This is a genomic window from Asticcacaulis taihuensis, from assembly GCF_900100255.1.
GTDB lineage: Bacteria > Pseudomonadota > Alphaproteobacteria > Caulobacterales > Caulobacteraceae > Asticcacaulis > Asticcacaulis taihuensis.
Genome location: NZ_FMTS01000004.1, coordinates 167022 through 186301 on the forward strand (window position 1 = coordinate 167022; position 19280 = coordinate 186301).

At 53.6% G+C, this 19280-nt stretch carries 15 protein-coding genes; 6 read left to right on the forward strand and 9 right to left on the reverse strand.

Annotated features, from left to right (window positions below):
* Positions 1-47: 47 nt before the first annotated feature.
* The 3 genes from BLO49_RS11735 to BLO49_RS11745 form a co-directional block, all read right to left on the reverse strand.
* Positions 48-875, reverse strand: a complete 828-nt coding sequence (locus tag BLO49_RS11735) for a hypothetical protein (protein WP_139159678.1) — start codon at positions 873-875, stop codon at positions 48-50.
* A 366-nt stretch (positions 876-1241) separates the two neighbouring features.
* Positions 1242-3230 carry a glycosyltransferase gene (locus BLO49_RS11740; RefSeq protein WP_170828315.1) on the reverse strand — a complete coding sequence of 663 codons (1989 nt, stop codon included), beginning with the start codon at positions 3228-3230 and terminating at the stop codon, positions 1242-1244.
* A 123-nt stretch (positions 3231-3353) separates the two neighbouring features.
* Complete coding sequence (locus tag BLO49_RS11745; protein WP_090648690.1) at positions 3354-4589, reverse strand: glycosyltransferase family 61 protein; 1236 nt, start codon at positions 4587-4589, stop codon at positions 3354-3356.
* 246 nt (positions 4590-4835) lie between these two features.
* Between BLO49_RS11745 and BLO49_RS11750 the strand changes: the two genes are divergently transcribed.
* The 3 genes from BLO49_RS11750 to BLO49_RS11760 all read left to right on the forward strand — a co-directional run bounded on the left by BLO49_RS11750 (position 4836) and on the right by BLO49_RS11760 (position 8410).
* Complete coding sequence (locus BLO49_RS11750; protein WP_090648693.1) at positions 4836-6008, forward strand: AGE family epimerase/isomerase; 1173 nt, start codon at positions 4836-4838, stop codon at positions 6006-6008.
* Between the two features lie 97 nt (positions 6009-6105).
* Positions 6106-7329, forward strand: coding sequence for an HAD-IIIA family hydrolase (locus BLO49_RS11755; protein ID WP_245679000.1), 1224 nt, complete (start codon positions 6106-6108; stop codon positions 7327-7329).
* A gap of 22 nt (positions 7330-7351) precedes the next feature.
* On the forward strand, positions 7352-8410 hold the full coding sequence (locus tag BLO49_RS11760) for a GHMP family kinase ATP-binding protein (RefSeq protein ID WP_090648695.1): 1059 nt from the start codon (positions 7352-7354) through the stop codon (positions 8408-8410).
* Between the two features lie 91 nt (positions 8411-8501).
* Here the strand turns inward: BLO49_RS11760 and BLO49_RS11765 are convergent, their stop codons facing one another.
* Both BLO49_RS11765 and BLO49_RS11770 read right to left on the reverse strand, forming a co-directional pair.
* On the reverse strand, positions 8502-9260 hold the full coding sequence (locus tag BLO49_RS11765) for a sulfotransferase domain-containing protein (RefSeq protein WP_090648698.1): 759 nt from the start codon (positions 9258-9260) through the stop codon (positions 8502-8504).
* A gap of 505 nt (positions 9261-9765) precedes the next feature.
* Positions 9766-10833, reverse strand: a complete 1068-nt coding sequence (locus BLO49_RS11770) for an NAD-dependent epimerase/dehydratase family protein (RefSeq protein ID WP_090648700.1) — start codon at positions 10831-10833, stop codon at positions 9766-9768.
* A gap of 177 nt (positions 10834-11010) precedes the next feature.
* Here BLO49_RS11770 and BLO49_RS11775 point away from each other — a divergent pair, with 177 nt between their 5' ends.
* From BLO49_RS11775 to BLO49_RS11785, 3 genes are read left to right on the forward strand one after another with little or no spacing between them, the layout of a single operon-like run.
* Positions 11011-11817 (forward strand): hypothetical protein, encoded by an 807-nt coding sequence (locus BLO49_RS11775; RefSeq protein WP_090648703.1) that lies wholly within the window; start codon positions 11011-11013, stop codon positions 11815-11817.
* A 47-nt stretch (positions 11818-11864) separates the two neighbouring features.
* Entirely contained in the window at positions 11865-12944 is a 1080-nt protein-coding gene (locus BLO49_RS11780) for a GSCFA domain-containing protein (protein WP_220083732.1), read from the forward strand.
* Between the two features lie 35 nt (positions 12945-12979).
* Positions 12980-13741, forward strand: a complete 762-nt coding sequence (locus BLO49_RS11785; RefSeq protein ID WP_090648706.1) for an FkbM family methyltransferase — start codon at positions 12980-12982, stop codon at positions 13739-13741.
* A 3-nt stretch (positions 13742-13744) separates the two neighbouring features.
* Here the strand turns inward: BLO49_RS11785 and BLO49_RS11790 are convergent, their stop codons facing one another.
* The 4 genes from BLO49_RS11790 to BLO49_RS11805 form a co-directional block, all read right to left on the reverse strand.
* Positions 13745-15760: a glycosyltransferase gene (locus BLO49_RS11790; protein WP_139159679.1), complete on the reverse strand. Its 2016-nt coding sequence runs from the start codon at positions 15758-15760 to the stop codon at positions 13745-13747.
* 101 nt (positions 15761-15861) lie between these two features.
* Complete coding sequence (locus BLO49_RS11795) at positions 15862-17718, reverse strand: hypothetical protein (RefSeq protein ID WP_090648711.1); 1857 nt, start codon at positions 17716-17718, stop codon at positions 15862-15864.
* 13 nt (positions 17719-17731) lie between these two features.
* Positions 17732-18895 (reverse strand): glycosyltransferase family 2 protein, encoded by a 1164-nt coding sequence (locus tag BLO49_RS11800; RefSeq protein WP_090648714.1) that lies wholly within the window; start codon positions 18893-18895, stop codon positions 17732-17734.
* 34 nt (positions 18896-18929) lie between these two features.
* Positions 18930-19229: a hypothetical protein gene (locus tag BLO49_RS11805; RefSeq protein WP_090648717.1), complete on the reverse strand. Its 300-nt coding sequence runs from the start codon at positions 19227-19229 to the stop codon at positions 18930-18932.
* Positions 19230-19280: the final 51 nt, after the last annotated feature.

Consider the following 19280-nt stretch of genomic DNA (forward strand, 5'->3'; position numbering starts at 1 on the left):
AATCCCGATTCAGCTAAATTTCATACCGATCTAGCGCTTTTAATGCCCTAGCGCATAAGCTCGGCGAAACGATTGATCGAATGGGCAACGGCTGAGACCTGCATGGTTCGGGGATTGGCCTGTACATATTTTTCCACTACATAATCCCAGACACATTGATCGAGACGAGAGCGAGCTTCCAGAATGGCCCAAGTATCGTGGGTCAGGTCCTGACGAAGGGGATGACGCAGATCTTCCGGGACCGGCCGGCTAATATTTTCTGAGGTCAGAACCAGTGAATAGCCCAGCCAGGCCTCCAGCTTCGAGATCAGCTCGCTGTCCTCGATGACTCCAACGAAATCGAACTGATCGATGGCCTCAATGGCATCGGCTATCAGATCAGCGTCGTGCTCAGGCGGGATGAAGTCATCCCCCGGAATCAATGGGTGCGGATAGAGCAGCATGCGCACGATGACATTGTCGATCTGCGAGGCCAGTTCCGGGGCGCTTATGAAAGATATGAGGTCGCACCGCGCCAGTTCCAGACGTGGTGTATAAGTCCCCCAGTTGCCAATATCGGCTTCCGAAAAAGTCCGCCAATATAGCCAGTGAGACAATATGCGCATCTTTGGCTCACGCAGGACGGTGCATTTCTGGCCGTTTGAATACAGGCGATCAAACCATTTGGCTCCAGCATGTCCTGCGGCATAATCAATATCGACCGGACAATTTTGCCAGTCTTCGTGAATCCAGTGTCTTACGTTCGGGCCAAAACTGTCATAGTCCTGAAAGCCGCCATATAGCGTCGGCCCCAATAGCTTGAACTGACGTGACGCTTCCCATCTCTTGCTGAGGCATGTGTCGAGAGACGTGCCTGCGCATTTAGGAATGTGCATGAATATAAGCGGACGGCTATTCTCACGTGGGCGAAAAGGATAAGGAGAGTCCGCACAGATTATGTGAGTCTTGCTTTCAAAAATAGGCAAATTCAATTCCCCGCTTCATAAACGCAAGCAGAAAGTCTACTGCTCGCCCCTTGTCGAGCCACCTCGGTCGAGACAATCTCAGCTATAAATACATTCATTTTCATGACAGTTATTAAATCAAGTATTTTGTCCGTGAGAAGAGAAATAAAAAGCTTAATATCAAACAATATCAACTTATCAAAATACGTTATTTATCATTCTTCGGATAAACTATAATAAATATCTTTTATCAGACGCTTTGATTTTGAATATCCAATATCACTCAGGTTTGATTCGTTAATGCAAAGCAGGCTTGGACAATAGATCGAAATAGAGCTCGACTGTCTTGCGCGCCGTTTCATCCCAACTCAGGCCACTCAGGTTCTGCAAGGCGTTCTTCACGGCCGATTGCGCCGCCAGCGGGTCAGTGATCAGTTTTTCGGCCCGGTCTGTCAGGAGATCCAGATCCCAAACCGTAGGGGCGGCGTCATCGTCGATCAATTCCTTTAGCGGGCCAAAGGCAACATATAGGGACGGTTTATTGAAGCGCGCCGCTTCAAACGGCATCTGACCGAAACCTTCCGCCGAAGTTGGATACATGACGAGGCTGGAATGCTTTAGCAACCAGTTGCGCTCCTCCGCACTGACGTCGGGCAAGACCAGAAAATCATCCTCATCCTTCGTCCGCACGAGAGCGGCTTCCTCAAGTCGCGTCGAACCGCACGGCACGGTCGCACCAGCCATGATCAAAGCTAGGTCATGACCGCGATCAACCAGCTTTTGCCACACCCGGATCGCCAGGTCCCTGTTTTTATGGGAATAGGTTGCGCCCAGCAAAAACAGGAACGGTTTGGCTGTAAGCCCGCGTTCGGCGACTATGGTGGGCACAATTACGGGCTGATCGCCTGAACGGTAATCGATGCCATTCTCGACGACATACAGACGATCATTCGGGATCTTCAGGCGCTCTTCGGTAATGGAATGGACAACATCATGGCTGATGCTGACGATGCCGTCGCATTGCGCCGATGCCTTCGCCAGTTCTTCACGATAGGTCTTCCAGTCCTGCGCCGAGAAAAAATAAGAGCCATTGCGATAAGCAATGAGATCCTGGATCGTGATCACCGAACGGCGAGCCAGATTACGCCAACGCTCCCACGGAATAGGCGCATTGGGCTGGTAGGGCCGGTGCAGGATATCGACCTGCGGGGCACCAGGGAATGTCAGCTCGCCAACGCTGAGCAGCGCTATCTTGGGATTTGTGAACAGCTTTTGGGCATAGTTTGGCAACGCGCCAGGATTAGGAACTCCGACACCAATCCATTTGACACCTTCTTGCCTGGCCAGCGCCTGCGACAGGGCCATGATGAGCAATTGCGTTCCCATTTCCATGGGCCCCAGACAGGCACCATCAATCAGGATGCGCAGTCCTTCCGCCTTTGCACGGGCCAGATCAAGTGATTCGGACAGAGGTGTCGTCGCAGGACTGCGTTCGTGCTCATACAGGCCCGGGAAGAAAGAGAACCGACTGATCAGCTTCTCACGAACATCCTGGTTTTCCAGTGTGCTGCCCTGGAAGTTTGTGCCGTCCCATGGAAGACTGATATAGGTATTGGCATCAAGATAACTCAGAAACCCCCGGCGCGACGCCCTGAGCGCAAATTCCACAACCTGGATTCGCGGATTATCATGAAAGGCTTCATTGAACCCCCCAGCGGTGTTAACCGCGCTGGCGCCCAGGAGAATAGCCCCGCCTTCGGGGACTGAAATAGGAACCGGCTCGATCATCGGCGGCAAGGTCCGCAGGCGCCTAGTGAGCGTCATTTCATTATAACCTGGCGGCCCCACCGGATGTTCCGTATTACGGTAGGGGAAGCTCAGGTAACCGGCGGAGTTGGACAAAAATGACACCGTGGCGACGCGTGCATCCCTGGCTACCCATTCCGTCGCAATTTCAAGTGCGTCTTTCGACAGGACCACAGGCTCCGTCACCAGAAGGACCTGGTTGTACTTTTCTTCCATAACGAGTTCGTCGATTAACGACTGCGCCGAGACGCCTTTACGGATTTGGACACGGTCTCCCTCAAGGCCCCTTGCCTTCTCAGGTTCGCAACTGACAGTAACGATAATTTTGGAAATGCCAGTCACGCGCCCCAGGCTGCGTATTGCTTCGATCCACTGGCCCGGCTCGCGACCGACGCACACAACAGCCGCCACATCCGTACTGTCCTTGTACGCACGAGGCCCTGCGTTGCTTTGTTTTGTCGCCGTAGATGATTTCACCATTAACATATCGTCCCGAACTAGTCGCTGAGGCGCGCCGCGCCAACCGTAATCCCTTTAAAATTCGTGCCCTATTCAAATTTTCACCGCAACCTTGAAAACAGGAAAATCATTAAAAAAACCATGTTATGGGCAGACTTGCGCTTCTAGTATGTCGAGAAACGCATTGAATTTTGACAGGGGCACAATGCCGTAGGCGTCACCATAGCAGTAAGACAACTGATGTCCGAGCACATGACAAAGGCTCAGATGCCACAGATTTGTTCGCTCGGGCAATGAGAGCACGCCTAAACGGGCACCCGGTTCTGAGAAAATGATATTGTGAAGCGCGCTGCCGTCTTCCCCCACAATTATGCGCGCAGACTGCATCAGGCGAATCTGCTGGGGGATATCCAGTGTTTCAGGGAAAACAATCTTGTAACCCCGCGCGACAGCCGCCGCCTCTATATCACTGATGTTGGCATGGCTTGGCCGCGCACCTTGTGTCCAACTGCCGCGGCTAAGAAATATTTTTTCCCCAATGAAGTCGCTGGGCAAAGTGACCCGCGCAGGACGGGAAATGCGCGTCCATGCCTCGCGCAGCGAATTGCCGCCCAGACGAAAGCCGGATTTAGAACTGGTCGGCACAATGGCCCGGCGCACACGAAAATAACGAGATGGATGCGGCCGTATACGGGACCGCGAAATCCCGAAACTGTTCAGAAAGTGGGTGGCCCACCCCGGCAGGCTGTTAAAATAGATCGGCAGGTCTTCATGGCCCGACTGCTGCAAAATATGAAGCTTGGGAATGACGTCTAGCAGCCAATGCCCATAGATTTCCTGGCCCGGCGCCGACAGAATGACCGCGTCGCCATGAATGGCATGATCTTTCAGCCCGTTATAGATCTTGTCGAGATAGCTTTTGGATAATTGTCGGTTAAACAGCTCTTCCAGTAGATGCTCACGCGCATACCAGTCGGCAAAGTCACTTCCCCAACAGATCGGCTCTCCGATTAGCGCCTCCCTTGTCGACAGATCGATCGGCAGGGCGCAGTTTTCAAAAAAACCGAAATCGGAAAAGGTCAGAATGCCTGCAGCAATGAACTCAAGCGAATGAATGGCCACGAGATACTGTTCAGTAATGGCTTGGGACTTGTCAAACGGGAGCAGTACCTCTGGATTATAAGGCGGCGCCGCGTTAGGTATCCGGGCGGTAAAGTCCAGAGCACGATCGGGGTTTGTGAACCCCAAATTGTAATTGTTGTCCTGTTTGGGGAGGCTTTCGGCGGCGATATGCTCGATATACTCAAACTTGAAACTGCCGCTCATTGAATTCCTCGGCAAGGCCGTATTTAGGTGGGCGTCGATGATCGACCGCTGCATGCGTCTTAGCCCATGCCGTTTGGGATGCCAAGAACAGAGACAAGGTGAATTTATCTATGAATGGTTCAGCAGGACCGGAATTTTCGCGATCCTAGGCGATAAAGACAGGCTCGCCCCCCATAAGCGCCCTTCCGTATTCATTTTCGGACGCCACTTCCTGCTTGGCAAGATGACGCTTATTCCTTATGAACCTTTCTGCCCGAAAGGTGCAATTAGAGCGTGCCAGTCCTTGTGCGTACGCAAATCATGAATGAATTCAACCTGGTTAAAATGTCAGACCTTTCTGTTCTTCCGACCACCTTAGCCGAAGCCCAGACTCACGCGCGTCATTGGCTGTTCAGTGTGGCGGCACCGCTATGGTCAACCGCCGGCGTCCTTAAGGATGGTATGTTTTCCGAACGCATCAATCTGGACGGATCGCCCGCGTCGGAAATGAATCGTCGCTTACGTGTGCAGGCGCGCCAGATCTACAGCTTTTCGGCGATAGGCGCCCTGGGCTGGGACGGCCCCTGGCGCGAGCTGACGGAACGCGCTGCCGATATCCTGGTGACGAGCGGGCGGCGAGAGGACGGTATGTTCGTGCACCTCTTCAACCCCCAGGGCGAAGTCATCAACACCGCTCAGGACCTGTATGATCATGCCTTTGGACTTTTCGCTCTGGCGCACGCGGCCCAGGCGCTTGATCGGCCGGATTTCTGCGACGTCGCCGACACAATCCGCATGCGTATGATGACAGACTGGTGGCGCCCGCAAGGCGGGTTCTGGGAAGGTGAATTAACACCCTGCCCGCCGTATCGTCAGAACCCGCACATGCATATGTTCGAGGCTGCCCTGATCAACTATCAGGTCAGCGGCAAGGCTGTATGGCGAGAACTCGCCGATCGTTTGGGCGAACTGTTCGTAGAGCGCTTCCAGGATAGGGCGTCCGGCGCAGTCACAGAATATTTCGATGAAAATTGGAAACCGGTGGCCGGGGATCAAGGACGCATTGTCGAGCCTGGCCATTGTTTTGAATGGGCCTGGCTGTTCGAAGTCGGCTTCGCCGACGGCCTTGGCCTCGCAACCTCGGACCGTTTGACCGATTTTGCCCGTAAATATGGTATCGAGCGTAAACATGGCGTCGCTATCAACGAGATCATGCTCGATGGCGCCACCCGGGATAGCGGCGCCCGCCTGTGGCCTCAGACAGAACGGTTAAAGGCGGCCGTCGCGCGTTACAACCGGTTACGCACCCCCGAGGAAGCCGCCGAAGCCGTCTCAGCCTATAACGGCTTGTGGCCGTATCTGGACGTGAGTGTACCCGGAACCTGGCGTGATCGCATGAATGCGGACGGCACCTGGGTAGAAGAACCCTCACCCGCGAGCTCATTCTATCATATCGTGTGCGGTCTTGGCGAATTGCTGAAACTCAAACCCTAGTATGCGACCGTCTCATGCTATCCGAATTAAGTGACTTCCACTCTCGACCATGACGCGATAAGCATCGTCAGATCTTCCCAGATACGAAACCGTAAATATGATGTTCTCCAAACAACTGGTCGTTCTGGTTGGCGGCAAGGGTACGCGTTTGGGCGCCCTGACGCAAAACACGCCAAAGCCCTTGATGCCTATCAGCAATGATCGGGTCTTCCTTGACTATTTCCTGGAAGCTGCCACGCGCCAGGGGTTCAGCGATATCCTTTTCCTGGCTGGGCATTACGGCGAACAAGTCGCTCAGCGCTACGACGGTCGCACCTTGAATGGTGCCCGCCTGCGGGTCATGATCGAACCTGAACCCAAAGGCACGGGGGGCGCTTTCAAATATTTCTATGACCAGTTGGCGCCGACTTTCGTCGCCGCCAATGGTGATACATTGTTCGATATCAACATGCGTGCGCTCGACGCCCGCTTGCAGGCGTCACCGGACCTGTCAGGTGTGCTGGCATTGCGTCTTGTCGACGACGTGGCGCGCTATGGTTCGGTAACCCAGAACAACCGCGGTCTGATTACAGGCTTCACAGAAAAGCAGAAGAGCGGTGTGGCCATCGCCGGCAACATCAATGGCGGCATATATGCCCTGCGCCGCGAGGCCATTGCCCGACTGCCAGACGGCCCCTCGTCTATCGAAACCGATCTGTTCCCGGATCTCGCTGCAGACCAACGCCTGGCTGGAATAGAATCAAGTGGCTATTTCCTGGATATCGGCCTGCCTGAAACTTTGAATATCGCGCGTTCTGAACTACCCATTCGGCGCAGATCCGTGCTCTTCCTGGATCGAGACGGCGTCCTCAATATCGAAAAGAATTATCTGTACCGTCCAGAAGATTTTGAATGGGTTGAGGGCGCCGTAGACGTCATTCGCCGCCGTAACGACAGGGGCGATGCCGTTGTGGTCGTCACCAACCAAGCCGGCGTTGCCCGCGGCATGTATGGTGAAGACGACGTCAGAGATTTGCACAGCTACATTCAGGAAGATCTGTACGCGCGTGGCGCTTTTGTCGATGCCTTTTATTATTGTCCGTACCATGAAGCGGCGACTGTCGATCAGTACCGCGTGAAAAACCATCCCAACCGCAAGCCTAACCCAGGCATGTTGCTGACTGCGGCCCGCGATCTCAACCTCGACATGTCACGCGCGATAATGATCGGTGATATGGAAACGGACGTCGCTGCCGCAGAGGCTGCCAGCATTAAGGGCTATCTATTCAAAGGCGGCGATTTATCGGCCTTCGAACAAACCATAACAGCACCGTCTACGTGAACAACTGAAGGGGGATAAGCCCATGGGCTCGCAAATAATTCGCTCCAGGGCGCCTCTGCGTCTGGGTCTGGCAGGGGGGGGAACCGATGTTTCACCCTATTCGGATATTTATGGCGGCGCGATTATCAATGTCACCATCAACAAATATGCTTATGCAAGCATTTGCCCGCGCAGCGACGGCCGCGTCGTGTTCAACTCAATCGACCTGAACATCGAGGAAGCCTTCGATGCGCATGACCCGGTCCCGGAAACAAGCCGCCTGAAGCTCCACCGCGGTGTTTATGAGCGTATTATTCGACAGTTCGGCATCAATCGTCCGCTGTCCCTTACACTGACCACGCATGTCGACGCGCCGATGGGTTCAGGGCTCGGCTCATCTTCGGCCCTGGTCGTTGCCATGGTCGGCGCCTTCCGCCACCTCCTCAACCTGCCACTGGGTGAATACGAGGTATCGCGTCTGGCGTTCGAGATTGAACGCATTGATCTCGGCCTGGCCGGTGGCCGCCAGGACCAGTATGCCGCCACCTTCGGCGGGTTCAATTTCATGGAGTTCCATGCCAACGAACGCGTCGTGGTCAATCCGCTGCGCATTCGCCGTCACGTGCATAACGAGTTGGAGTCGTCAATTTTGTTGACTTTCAGCGGGGCGTCGCGTGAATCCGCCAAAATCATATCTTCGCAATCCAAATCGGTCAGTTCCGGAGGCAAATCCCTGGAAGCCATGCACCAACTGAAAACCGAAGCCACCGAGATGAAGGAGGCGCTGCTCTTCGGTGATATCAACAGAATTGCCGCCATACTCCAGTCGGGATGGGAAGCCAAAAAACAGACTTCCGCAACGGTATCGACACCAGAGGTCGAGCAATTGTTCGATGTTGCTTTAAGGAATGGCGCGCGCGCGGGCAAACTGTCTGGTGCCGGCGGCGGCGGTTTCGCGCTCTTCCTCGTCGATCCCGATCGTCGCCCGCGGCTGGAGGCCATTCTCGCCGAGCAGACAACTGCAACCCCAGCCATATGCAAGCTCACCCTCGCCGGCCTGGAAAGCTGGACGTTCGACTCGGCCTTCGACGTCAACGGATAAAGATATTGAGACGGTCCTGAAAAGGGCCGCCTCAATATTATTAGCTGATTACCGGCTTGCTTAAGCCATTGCCCGTTTGGGCGTGCGTAATTTATATTTCATAGCCAATGTCTTTTAATTCTGCCCCATAATAATATTTATATTCTTCTATGAGCTCATCCGGCAAATATTCCTTGTAATAATTATTACTCATCTTCCAAAAAAAATTGCCATCTTTTGGAAAATTATAATTGGTTCTCTCTAATGCCTCTTCAACGCTTACATTTGAGTTTAAAAATTCAGCCAAAGGCGAGAATGTATTTAATGGATCTTCCATTGCATCCTCATATTTGAGCATAAATATAAACGCGCCATAGCGGGCTTTCAGATCATGCCATCGGCGAATGGAATCCCACCAGCTACCCGCCTGATCCGCGCCGGGCGATATATTCCCCACTGTCAGGAACATCGAAAAAAAATGTCTTATTGTTCCACGCTCGATATGTTCCTGGACAGACACTAAAGGCAAATCGTAGTAAATTTGCAGGTCGGCTCTGTTAATATATATATAATTGAGATAAGAAACAAAAACATCGAGAGGATTTCTGTACACGTAAATAAAGAAACGTGTATCTATTTGATTACCTTGATAATCACACACCATTTTATGGTGAGTTTTGAAAAATGCATAATCTCCGTATCTGGTAGATATAGGCCTACCGGATTCGGGGTGGTTATCAGGATGATCAACTATATATTCAAGTATATCCTGAGTGTTAAATGTCTTCCTATCCGTTGCAAGTGCATAAATCATATTACGCACCCAATTAGACCCTGATCTGGGAAATGAATAAAGCCCCACAGTCTGCATTATCAACACTCCAGAAATGAACAGTTTAAAATACCTATCCCCCGGAACTTAGCAAAGTTCTATCACTTATAGATGCAAAGCAACGTATTAAATAACGTCTGCGTAATTATCCCAAAAAAAATATCGAGATGATCTCTGGAATCACGAGGATCACCTGCGTAAATCCAGCGTACATGGACGTCGCGTGATGCGGGACGGGTCCTTGTTTCGTTTATCGACGCTTTAACAGGTTCGGACAAGGCGCAGACTCGCCCCCCTCCCCCTCGAACAATTGACCCTGCAATTCAAATTGCCCAAAAACGCCTCCCGCGATCTTGTCGCCGGGCGATTTCGCGCTGCTCCTCGTCGACGCCGATCTTCACCCGCGCCCGAACTCGAAGACAACCGCAACACATGCCATATGCAAGCTCACACTCGTCGGCCTGAAAAGCTGAAGTTCGACTCAGCTCTCCATGTCAAGGGATGAAAACATTGAGGCGGCCCTGAAGGGGGCCGCCTCAATGTTTTAGCCGATATTACCGGTTTCCTTGAGCCATTGACCGACTCGCCGGGCCCCTTCTTCGAAATCGACCGTAGGCGCCACACCGAGACCTTCCTTCATCTCAGCAACATCGGCTACCGCCCAGCGTACATCGCCATTGCGAAATTTGCCACACACCTCAGGTTCGGGCGCACCATGAATTTGCGCTATGATGCGGGCAGCGTCATGGATAGTCGTCACCTTTCCGAAACCAATATCGGCCAAGGTGACAGCGTCATTTCCGAGCGCAGCGACACAGGCAGTGACCACATCATCGATAAAGACGAAATCACGCCCGATCTGACCATCCTCATACACCTGGATCGGCTGTTTGGCGTAAGCCTGGCGATGGAAAATATTGATAATGCCGGTGTAAGGATTCAGTGGCGACTGCCCCGGACCATAGACATTCTGGAATCGAAGTATGCTGAGAGGAATATCGTACGCTTCGCACCAGCTCGACAGGATATGCTCCTGAGACAGTTTGGTGGCACCATAGATACTGGTCGGGTTCGGCAATACCTTGGCACCAGCGTGCGGCAGTGCACGGGCTGTTACACCATCGGGGCCGATGAAATCCCATTGCGCGGCGGACAATTGCCGATTCGAGCGGCGACCGGGATAGAAAGTCTCGCCGCTTTGCGCCTGCCAGGCCCCTTCCCCATACACCGCGCGGCTTGAAGACAGCAGAATTTTCTTCGGCCGGTGCCCCGCTCGATAAAGCGCGTCAAGCATTTCCGCCGTGCCGGTGGCATTGACGCTCGCGTGGCGGGCCGACTCCGTTAGCGACTGCGCGGTTCCTGTTTCCGCTGCGAAATGCACAATTATATCCGGCGTAAATTCAGCAAACAGAGCATCCCAGGCGGCTCGATCGCGCACATCATTGTGCATCAGAACAGCGCTGTCGGGAAAGGCTGCCGGAGGGCGACCGGAAGGATGAACCTGTTCCAGAAGAGAATCCACTGCCATAATCCTGGCGCCCTGTTCCTCCGCTAGGCGCCGACCCAACTCACTGCCGATAAACCCGGCCCCCCCGGTAATTAAAACATTCATAATGCGCTCTCGAATTATATTAAATTTCGAACATCGATTGCCCCATGCTCGTAGAAGCGTCAAGTCCGGCCTGGATTCCTTCCGCTCCGAACACTAAAATATTGCCGTATTTTTCTCCATCCGCTTGTTTGTGCAATCGTCTCCTGATAGTGTCCAAGCACCTTTTGGAGATCATTTATGGCGCGTAAGGCGGCAATCGTTTTAGGACACAGCCATCTGTCCGCCATTGTCAACTGTCTGGTCGATCGCCCGGGAGATCCGGCGCCAGATGATGAATGCATCGAATATTATATCTTTGACACCGTCCGCATGGGCGCCGATTTTCAATTTTCAATACCCGGCTCATCCGGCGGACTCATACTGAATCCGGCCATATTCGATATGATACGCTCGAAGGTGCCCGCAGATCGTGATCTTATCTACATTTCGATGTTCGGCGGCAATGCGCATAACGCCCTGACCCTGCTGGAGCATCCGCGCCCATTCGACTTTATCCTGCCGGAAGCGCCAGATCTTCCGCGCATTGCCGGCGCCGAACTGGTGCCTGCCGATTATATTGCCGCCTTCTTGCTGCGCCTGGCCTATCGTTACATTCTGAATGCGGAAACGCTGAGAAATGCGACAGACAGACCTGTCTATCATCTGGAATCACCCCCGCCGATTGGGGACGATAAATTTGTCACTTCGCATCTGGAGCAATATTTTCGGGACCAGACAACCGAAGCAGAGCCCAAGATCGCGCCGCGCATACTGCGTTACAAGCTTTGGCGGCTCCACTCACGTATCATTCAGGGCGCCAGCGAATCTCGCAACATTACCTTTGTCGCGTCTCCGCCGGAGGCCCAGGATGATGAAGGCTTTTTACGTCCGGAGGGTTACGGAAATGACTCAACCCATGCCGGCCCCGGCTATGCCGACCTCTGTCTGAGGCAGTTTGAAAAAATGTTGGGCCTGAGATACAGTGGCTGGAACTGGCTATACTAAAAGACAATATAAAGTCGACACAAATACCGTCGCATAAGGACCTTCTTATGAAATCGCCTTATCATGTGCTGCCAGTCTACACCCGCTGGAATAGAGTCGTCGCCGGAGTGGCCATTGAGGCTATGGATCCGGTCGTGCATTTCCCCTGGCAAGTCACACCTGAGCAGAAAGTTGCGACCGCGGGGTCGTGCTTTGCCCAGCACATTGCCCGGCACCTGAGAAAGGCCGGGTTCAACTATTATGTTGTCGAAGACGGCCACCCTATCGGCACTCCCGAGGAAAAGGCCGACTTCAACTATGGCACCTTCTCAGGGCGCTACGGCAATCTCTATACGACGCGCCAACTGGTTCAATTATTCCAGCGTGCCTTCGGTTTATTTACGCCGCAAGAAGGTCCCTGGGAAACCAAAGAAGGGCGTATTGTTGACCCGTTCCGTCCCAATATTCAGCCCCACGGCTTTTTCAGTGCCAAGGAGATGGAGGCGGACCGCGAGCAGCATCTGAGCGCAGTCAAAACCATGTTCGAGACGCTGGATGTGTTTGTCTTCACCTTGGGACTAACAGAGGCCTGGCGCTCACGAACAGATGGCGCGGTCTTTCCGATCTGTCCGGGCGTTGCCGGCGGCACTTTCGATCCGGACAAATATGAGTTCGTCAATTTCAGCGTCATGGATGCGATCAATGATCTGAAGACTTTTTTTGCCATGCTTCGCGATATTAGTCCCGAAGCGAAGATCATCCTGACTGTTTCGCCGGTGCCGCTCATGGCAACGGCCCGGGACGAGCATGTCCTGGTTTCGACCACCTATTCTAAATCAGCTTTACGCGCCGCCGTGGGTGAAGTCGTAGACGAATATGATCATGTTGCCTATTTCCCATCGTTCGAAATCATTACGGGCAGCTATACACGTGGCCGTTATTTTGCCGAGGATCTGCGCAGCGTGACCGAAGAAGGCGTAGAACATGTCATGGGCCTGTTCCTGAAGCATGTCGCGAATGTCAGCCCGGAGGCGTCCGGCAAGGTTGCCGTCAAGCCCGCTCAGCCGGATAATTTCCTCTCGGCCATGCAGAATATTGTCCAGACTACTTGTGATGAAGAATTGATCGAGGCGTCATTAAAAAGCTAGTTTTTGAGTAAATTTAATATCTATAGGGGGAAGAGATGTTTGATTTAAAAGCGTACATGAGTGAATTGGATGCTAATGGAATTCACTTTCTGAACGAGATGCTGACACAATATATTGCCGGTAAAATTATTAAGCCGGGCAATACTGTATATGACCTGGGCGCCAACATAGGATTCCACACGCGATACTTTGCAAGTCTCACCGGCAATGCGGGCATGGTTCACGCCTTCGAGCCCAATTTTGAACTTTGGGCTAATTTGATGGCCCTCCCCGGCGTTCGTCTATGGCCGCTTGCTATAGGTGACCGCACGTCTGTAGAAAATTTTTTCCTTCCCATTGGTCTGGATCAGGTTGGATCATTAGTAGATGCGCGCGATTTCCTGGGCGATGTGCCGGTGAAAATCCTCAGCGTATCGCAAGTCAGAATCGATGATCTGAAGGAAGTCATCGGTGTACCGGTGAGTTTTGTTAAGATCGATGTCGAGCGTCGTGAATACTTCGCGCTCAATGGCATGCTGGAGACCCTTAAAAATTACGAACCGGTTTTGATTTTCGAAAATAATACGGCCGATACCCAACACCTGCTTGAAGGGATTGGCTATACTGTTGAAGCGATGTTATCAGATTTTCAGGATGTGCGCTCTCTGCCCAACGTCATCGCCTTCCCAAATCGTATGGCAAAAACAATCCGGGAAATACTCCCGTCCGACACGGATATCGTACCCATCGCCGAGAAAATTGAAGCCATGCTTGCGGCAAACCTTCCCGGCTATCAGGCAAAACTCATTCAAGCCTGAGCCTTAGGGTCGATTCAAAACAGCTTCCAAGGCAGCCACAACCGCATCCAAACCATTGCCGTCGCGGACACGGTTCAACCCATTGTCTGCTAAACGCAACCACTCGGTTTCGGGTCCGTTGTAAAGCGAGACGATGCTCTCGGCAAGATCAACGGGGGTTTCAGCGACCAACAGATCGCGGCCCTTCACAAAGCCCATGCCTTCAGCTGCAATCGGGCTGGCGATAACCGGTACGCCGTGGGCCATTGCCGTAACGACCTTGCCCTTAGCGCCGGCGCCGTATCTCAACGGCGCCACGAAAACGCGTGTGCGTTCAAACCAGGGGGCAAGGTCATCCACCCGGCCCGTGACGATCACCCGGTCAGAGGCTTTTTCGAGCAGTGCTTGCGGTGGATTCGCCCCCACAATCAGCAATCGCGCCTGAGGACAGGCCTCGGCGACCGATGGCCAGATGCCATCAATCAGCCACAAGGCGGCATCGACATTGGGCGGATGATTATAACCGCCGAGGAACATTACGTCTTGCCGCTCCGTGAATGATGACTGACGGCCAACGAGCGTGTGAATCAAAGGCATAACCTCGACCCGAGCCATCGGCACCATCTGACTCAGCAGGTCCCGCTCCATGTGGGAATGGACGAAGGTGGTGTCTACACGCGAGGTTATCCCCAGTTCTACCTCCTTCATCCGCCCGGCTTCAGCCAGAAGCTCACGCCGCCCTTCTACCTCCGCCTGACGCTCCAGCCGCAGGAAATGCAGGTCGGCATTGAGATAGATGAGACGCGCCTGAGGAACATAGGTCTTGACCAGGTCCAGTGCACGCTTGGCGGTTTCCGGGCGAATGAGGTGCACCACTGATAAATAGGGCCCATAGCGCGTCAGGAGCGTGGTCAAAGAATTTTCGTAAGGCGCATACAGACATTCAACACCGATGCGCTGCAATTCCGTGGTCGCCTGTGGATCGTAGAGGAAGTTATCCTCAGGCACGAAGAGCACATGATACCCAAGGGCTATATAGGCTCTGATCAGCGCGACTGTTGCTGCCGAACCCGCATCCTGATCCGGCGTGGGATTCACCGTGTCGATAACGAGAACACGCTTCTTCGTGTCGCGATCTCGTTCCAGCCACGGATCAACCCCGTTTTTGCGATGGCTGGCCAGGGTGGGCGCCCAACGGTGCCGGAACTTTTGACTGTTCTGCACCTGGTACGCCTTAGCGCCAGAGGTCAAATCGGTGCCCGAGGTCATGCCTTCATAATGTATGACCCGGGCCAGCGGCTGCATCCATGTGCTGCGTCCCCCCTGGCGCAAACGGAAGGCAATGTCGGTATCCTCGTAATAAGCCGGCGTGTAGAGCGAATCAAAACCACCCAGAACACGCCAATCGTCGATCGGCAGAGCGATGGCACAACCGGAGACATAATCGACACGGCGCGCATGACAATAACGCGGCCGGTTCGGATCGTCATCGCGCCCGTAGTTCCAGGCCGATCCATCCAGCCAGACGATGCCTCCGGCTTCCTGCAGCGAACCATCCGGATAAAAGAGCTTGGCGCCAATGAGACCGGCATCCGTGAACAAGGTAAAGCTTTCGAGCATTGCGTCGAGCCAGCCCGGTACAACGCGCGTGTCATTATTCAGCAGAACTATATATGGCGCGGTGACCTCAGAGGCCGTCAGATTGCAGTTGCGAATGAATCCGCCATTGGTCTCGTGACGTATATAGCGGATGTGGTGGAGACCTGCCAACCAGCGGGCCGAGCCGTCCGGCGAAGCATCGTCGCCAATCAGCACCTCGACATCGCCACGCACAATATCCGGAACCAGAGAATGCAGGCAATTGAGCGTATAGCCAAGCTGTCCGTATACGGGGATCACAATGCTTGCGCGTGGCGCAAGTCCGGATGGACGGCTCGCCGTCAGTCGGTTGATTTCGTCTACCGCGCCAGAAAAGTCGGGACGGCTCGACAAAAGCCGAAAAGTTTTGAGAAAGGCCTCGCCACGTTTAGCCTCCGCCACAACCAGATCATCGGGGCGATGATCATAGGGACTGGGCGATGACGATCGGGAGGGCACCTTCGCTGGCCATGGCACCTTGGCCCGATCATCAATGGATATACTCAGTTGGTCACTTTTTTTTTTGACGGATCGGAGGGTTCCGACCGGCGGCCCTCGGCCTGCCCATATTTCAGGAAATGCTGATATGGATTAACACCGGCCTGACGCACATCTTCATTGGCTTCCACGTAAAAACGCGTACTGAAGCCACGTATCGGATCAAGTTGACGTTCAGCCCCGAAGAGCACGTAATGTCGCACAGGATCTGTGCGTGGAGTTCCCGTAAAGGGGGCCTGCTTCAAGTAATAATCAATGTCGAATTCGGCGGCACGCAGATGGCGCATTTCCGAAAACTTTTTAAGCGCGCTTTTGAGGCCACGATGGCGGGCATAGCGCAAGGTCCACGCCAAGTCACCCGTCATCGCCACGACGCCACGGGCTGCATGAACACTATGACCCTTGTCCAATTTTTCACGAAGCGGCTTGATGGTGGAGTTGGCTTCGATGCGAATATTCTTGATCAGGGCCGATGCAACACGCGGATCGGTATCCGTCAATGGCCGCGCCGTCGCGAAAGTCAGGCGAACCGTGGCCTTACGGCGCGCCATACGGATCGGCACGCGCACTTCGACCAGTTCCTCCGCAGGCACGTCCAGTTGACGGGCTGCCTCTCCTTCTATTTCCACACGCACGGACTGGTCCTTCGTCGGTGACCAGAGGTTGAACGAGACCTGTGCCAGGGTGCTGGTTATGAAACTCAGACTGACTTCGCGTTCGCACCACCCATCCTGCCAGACACCGTTACGGGTCAGTTCTCGCGAAATGAAGGTGCCATCGGCCCGCGTGGGTGCGTCAATACGATCCGTGGAATCACGCTTTTGGTAAATCAGATTGATAAGCGGATTGGAATGCCGGGTCAGTTCATGCGTCTTGCAATAGGTTGCGGTGTCGAAGGCAGGATGCGGATTTAGGCCACGTGCGCAGCCCTCCCACATGTAGTGCCACAAGGGGTTTTCTATCGTTCGCGCCGCATTAGGGATCTGAGACAGATAGAAGCGCGTCGAAAACAGACCCGACGGATCACGACGCTCACGGCAGCCATAGTGCAGGTAGTGGCCTAGCGGATTCACGCCAGCTTCAGCTACGTCTGCGTAGCGATCAAGATAATACTGGCTATCGAACAAGGGATTAGGGAAACGGCCCTTTTTCCAGCCATCAATCAGATAGTCCGCCAAGGTATTGCCGCCCTGTTCGCCCACCTCCGGATACTGGTCCTTATAGAACCAGGTGTCGAAGAGAGCGTTGGGCATATGGTTGGCGGCATGATCTCGCCACACGAATTCCGTGAGTGAATCGAGACCGGGAACGGACGGCAGTCCGTACATCGACTTGTACCAGCGGACATCGAATAACTCATTTGGACAATTGTCCGTACGACGGCCTGAAGTCAGGTAGTGGATGAATGGCGGTACTTGTTCGAACTGAAAATAGCCATAGGACTGGCGATACCAGCGCGGATTAAACAGCGGCGTGCAACTATAATCCGCATGCACGCCTTTACGCAGAAAGTGCAGGTATAAGGGCAGCCCGCTACGATCGGCTTCAGCTACATTCTTGGCATAATAGACCGCATCGAACAGAGGGTGCGGCGACAAACCGGCCGCCAAACCACCACTCATGAAATGTTCCAGAGGCGTGCGCGCATTATTCACCGGCAGATTGTGCGCTTCAGAATAGTAGGCCCCAACGAACAAGGGATTGGGCTCACACCCCGCCGCGGCCCCTTCTTCAAGATAATGCCGCACGGCATCGATGGTGGCCGGCAAATTGTAACGGCGGCAATAGCCGGTTTCGTCAAAAACTTCAGCAGCCTGAGCCAGTTGTGAACGAAGGGTCTGAAGACGGTCTTGCAATGACATATGAGTGCGCCGTCTAAACCAAACTTGGGTAATTACGCCGGGTCAAGGCATAACTTTCGGAGAAACTTTCCCGAAGCGTCGATACCAGTGCGCTGCGATCATAGGCATTGATACGAACCGGCACCTTGCCAAAGGTCGATTTTATGGATGCGCCAATATCGGATAGGCTGAATGACACCTGATCCTGAAAACCAAAATAGGATAACGTACCACTTCCCCCGTCCGAGTGCGGATTGAAATTCAGTGACACCACGGCATCGTCAGCAACGTCTAAATCCGGTGAGCAGATATTGATCTCATAACCCACATCCTTCAGCCCCGCGTCTATCACCGCGCGGGCTACGTCACGGTGCATTTTGGGCAGGGGATTGGCAGAGATGAAGATATCGCACTGGCTGCGGAAGTTCGGATAGCGCATGTCTATGATGGCTTCATTTTCCGGTACGGTTGTCTGATCGCCCGTCACCAGGCCCGCCGTCAAGTTTGATCCTCGACCCTGATGATAGGTAAAGGCCCCCGGCGCCAGGCAAATACGATAGCCTGCAGCCAAACTGCGCAGACTCCAGTCGGTTTCTTCACAATAACCGCGACCAAAAACGGGGTCATTAATGCCCACATCAGCAATAACGTCTGTCGGGATCAGAATGCAAAACGAAATCCCTGCCGGAATATCAATCACACGACCGCTATAAAGGCCGGAAACGATGTTCGCAAACCAATCGGTGCGTTCCTGTGTGCCCAGAAAATGGTCAGGATCTTTGTTGGGGATCGAATAGATCGACACATTGTTCGACCACGCCGTGACCGACCCTACATTGGGGTTGGCTCGATATGCCTTTACAAGCTCGGAAATGACCGACCTGGAGAAGATTGTGTCGGAATTGTTAATGGTGACAAAATCATAACCGTTCTTAAGACCGGCCAGCAAACCCAATGAACAGTTCCGGGGAATTCCCAGATTACGAGGCGTGCGATAATAGTTAATGCCCAACTCCGCACAAAGCGTACGGATACGTTCACTAAAACCAGGCTGAGGGGAGCAATCATCAAGAATAAGGATGTCGATATCCGCCACAGTCTGATCCATAGCCAAGGCACTGTGAATGGCCCGGGGAACGATGGTCTCGCCGTTATAGGCCGTAATGCAATGTAAGACTTTTGGCTTCCGCGTGCCCATGATTTTGTCCTGAAAAAGCTAAGCGTGGGAGCGACTACGCGCGCTCGGCCTTTTCGTATCTCAGAAGACGGCTCTGAAGTTCCGAAATGACTTTTTGGTTATGCAAACGCTCACTCTGAAGCGCCAGGCTGAGGTTGAAAACCTCCGCTTCAAGGTCGGCCTGGGAGGTCTGGGCATCCACCGTTTGGCGTGAACGCAGAAAGGCGACCTCCGAGCGCAGTCCGACAAGCTCCAGGTTGAGCGAGGTCAAGCGACGCGTCAGATCAATCACGCGGGCATTGGCAGTCTCGACATCTATGAGCGCCTGTTCAAGCGAAATCGCGTTCAAGTCCATCACAAATCCTTATTCCTAAACTTCTATAGACCACGCAACAAAAAGGGATCA

Excerpts from the sequence above, each read along its gene's own strand:
- BLO49_RS11795 (WP_090648711.1), bottom strand. The coding sequence starts at position 17,718 with ATGTCATTGCAAGACCGTCTTCAGACCCTTCGTTCACAACTGGCTCAG.
- BLO49_RS11765 (WP_090648698.1), bottom strand. The coding sequence starts at position 9,260 with ATGCAGACTGTGGGGCTTTATTCATTTCCCAGATCAGGGTCTAATTGG.
- BLO49_RS11750 (WP_090648693.1), top strand. The coding sequence starts at position 4,836 with ATGAATGAATTCAACCTGGTTAAAATGTCAGACCTTTCTGTTCTTCCG.
- BLO49_RS11740 (WP_170828315.1), bottom strand. The coding sequence starts at position 3,230 with ATGGTGAAATCATCTACGGCGACAAAACAAAGCAACGCAGGGCCTCGT.
- BLO49_RS11770 (WP_090648700.1), bottom strand. The coding sequence starts at position 10,833 with ATGAATGTTTTAATTACCGGGGGGGCCGGGTTTATCGGCAGTGAGTTG.
- BLO49_RS11755 (WP_245679000.1), top strand. The coding sequence starts at position 6,106 with ATGATGTTCTCCAAACAACTGGTCGTTCTGGTTGGCGGCAAGGGTACG.
- BLO49_RS11775 (WP_090648703.1), top strand. The coding sequence starts at position 11,011 with ATGGCGCGTAAGGCGGCAATCGTTTTAGGACACAGCCATCTGTCCGCC.
- BLO49_RS11735 (WP_139159678.1), bottom strand. The coding sequence starts at position 875 with ATGCACATTCCTAAATGCGCAGGCACGTCTCTCGACACATGCCTCAGC.
- BLO49_RS11805 (WP_090648717.1), bottom strand. The coding sequence starts at position 19,229 with ATGGACTTGAACGCGATTTCGCTTGAACAGGCGCTCATAGATGTCGAG.
- BLO49_RS11800 (WP_090648714.1), bottom strand. The coding sequence starts at position 18,895 with ATGGGCACGCGGAAGCCAAAAGTCTTACATTGCATTACGGCCTATAAC.
- BLO49_RS11780 (WP_220083732.1), top strand. The coding sequence starts at position 11,865 with ATGAAATCGCCTTATCATGTGCTGCCAGTCTACACCCGCTGGAATAGA.
- BLO49_RS11745 (WP_090648690.1), bottom strand. The coding sequence starts at position 4,589 with ATGCAGCGGTCGATCATCGACGCCCACCTAAATACGGCCTTGCCGAGG.
- BLO49_RS11760 (WP_090648695.1), top strand. The coding sequence starts at position 7,352 with ATGGGCTCGCAAATAATTCGCTCCAGGGCGCCTCTGCGTCTGGGTCTG.
- BLO49_RS11785 (WP_090648706.1), top strand. The coding sequence starts at position 12,980 with ATGTTTGATTTAAAAGCGTACATGAGTGAATTGGATGCTAATGGAATT.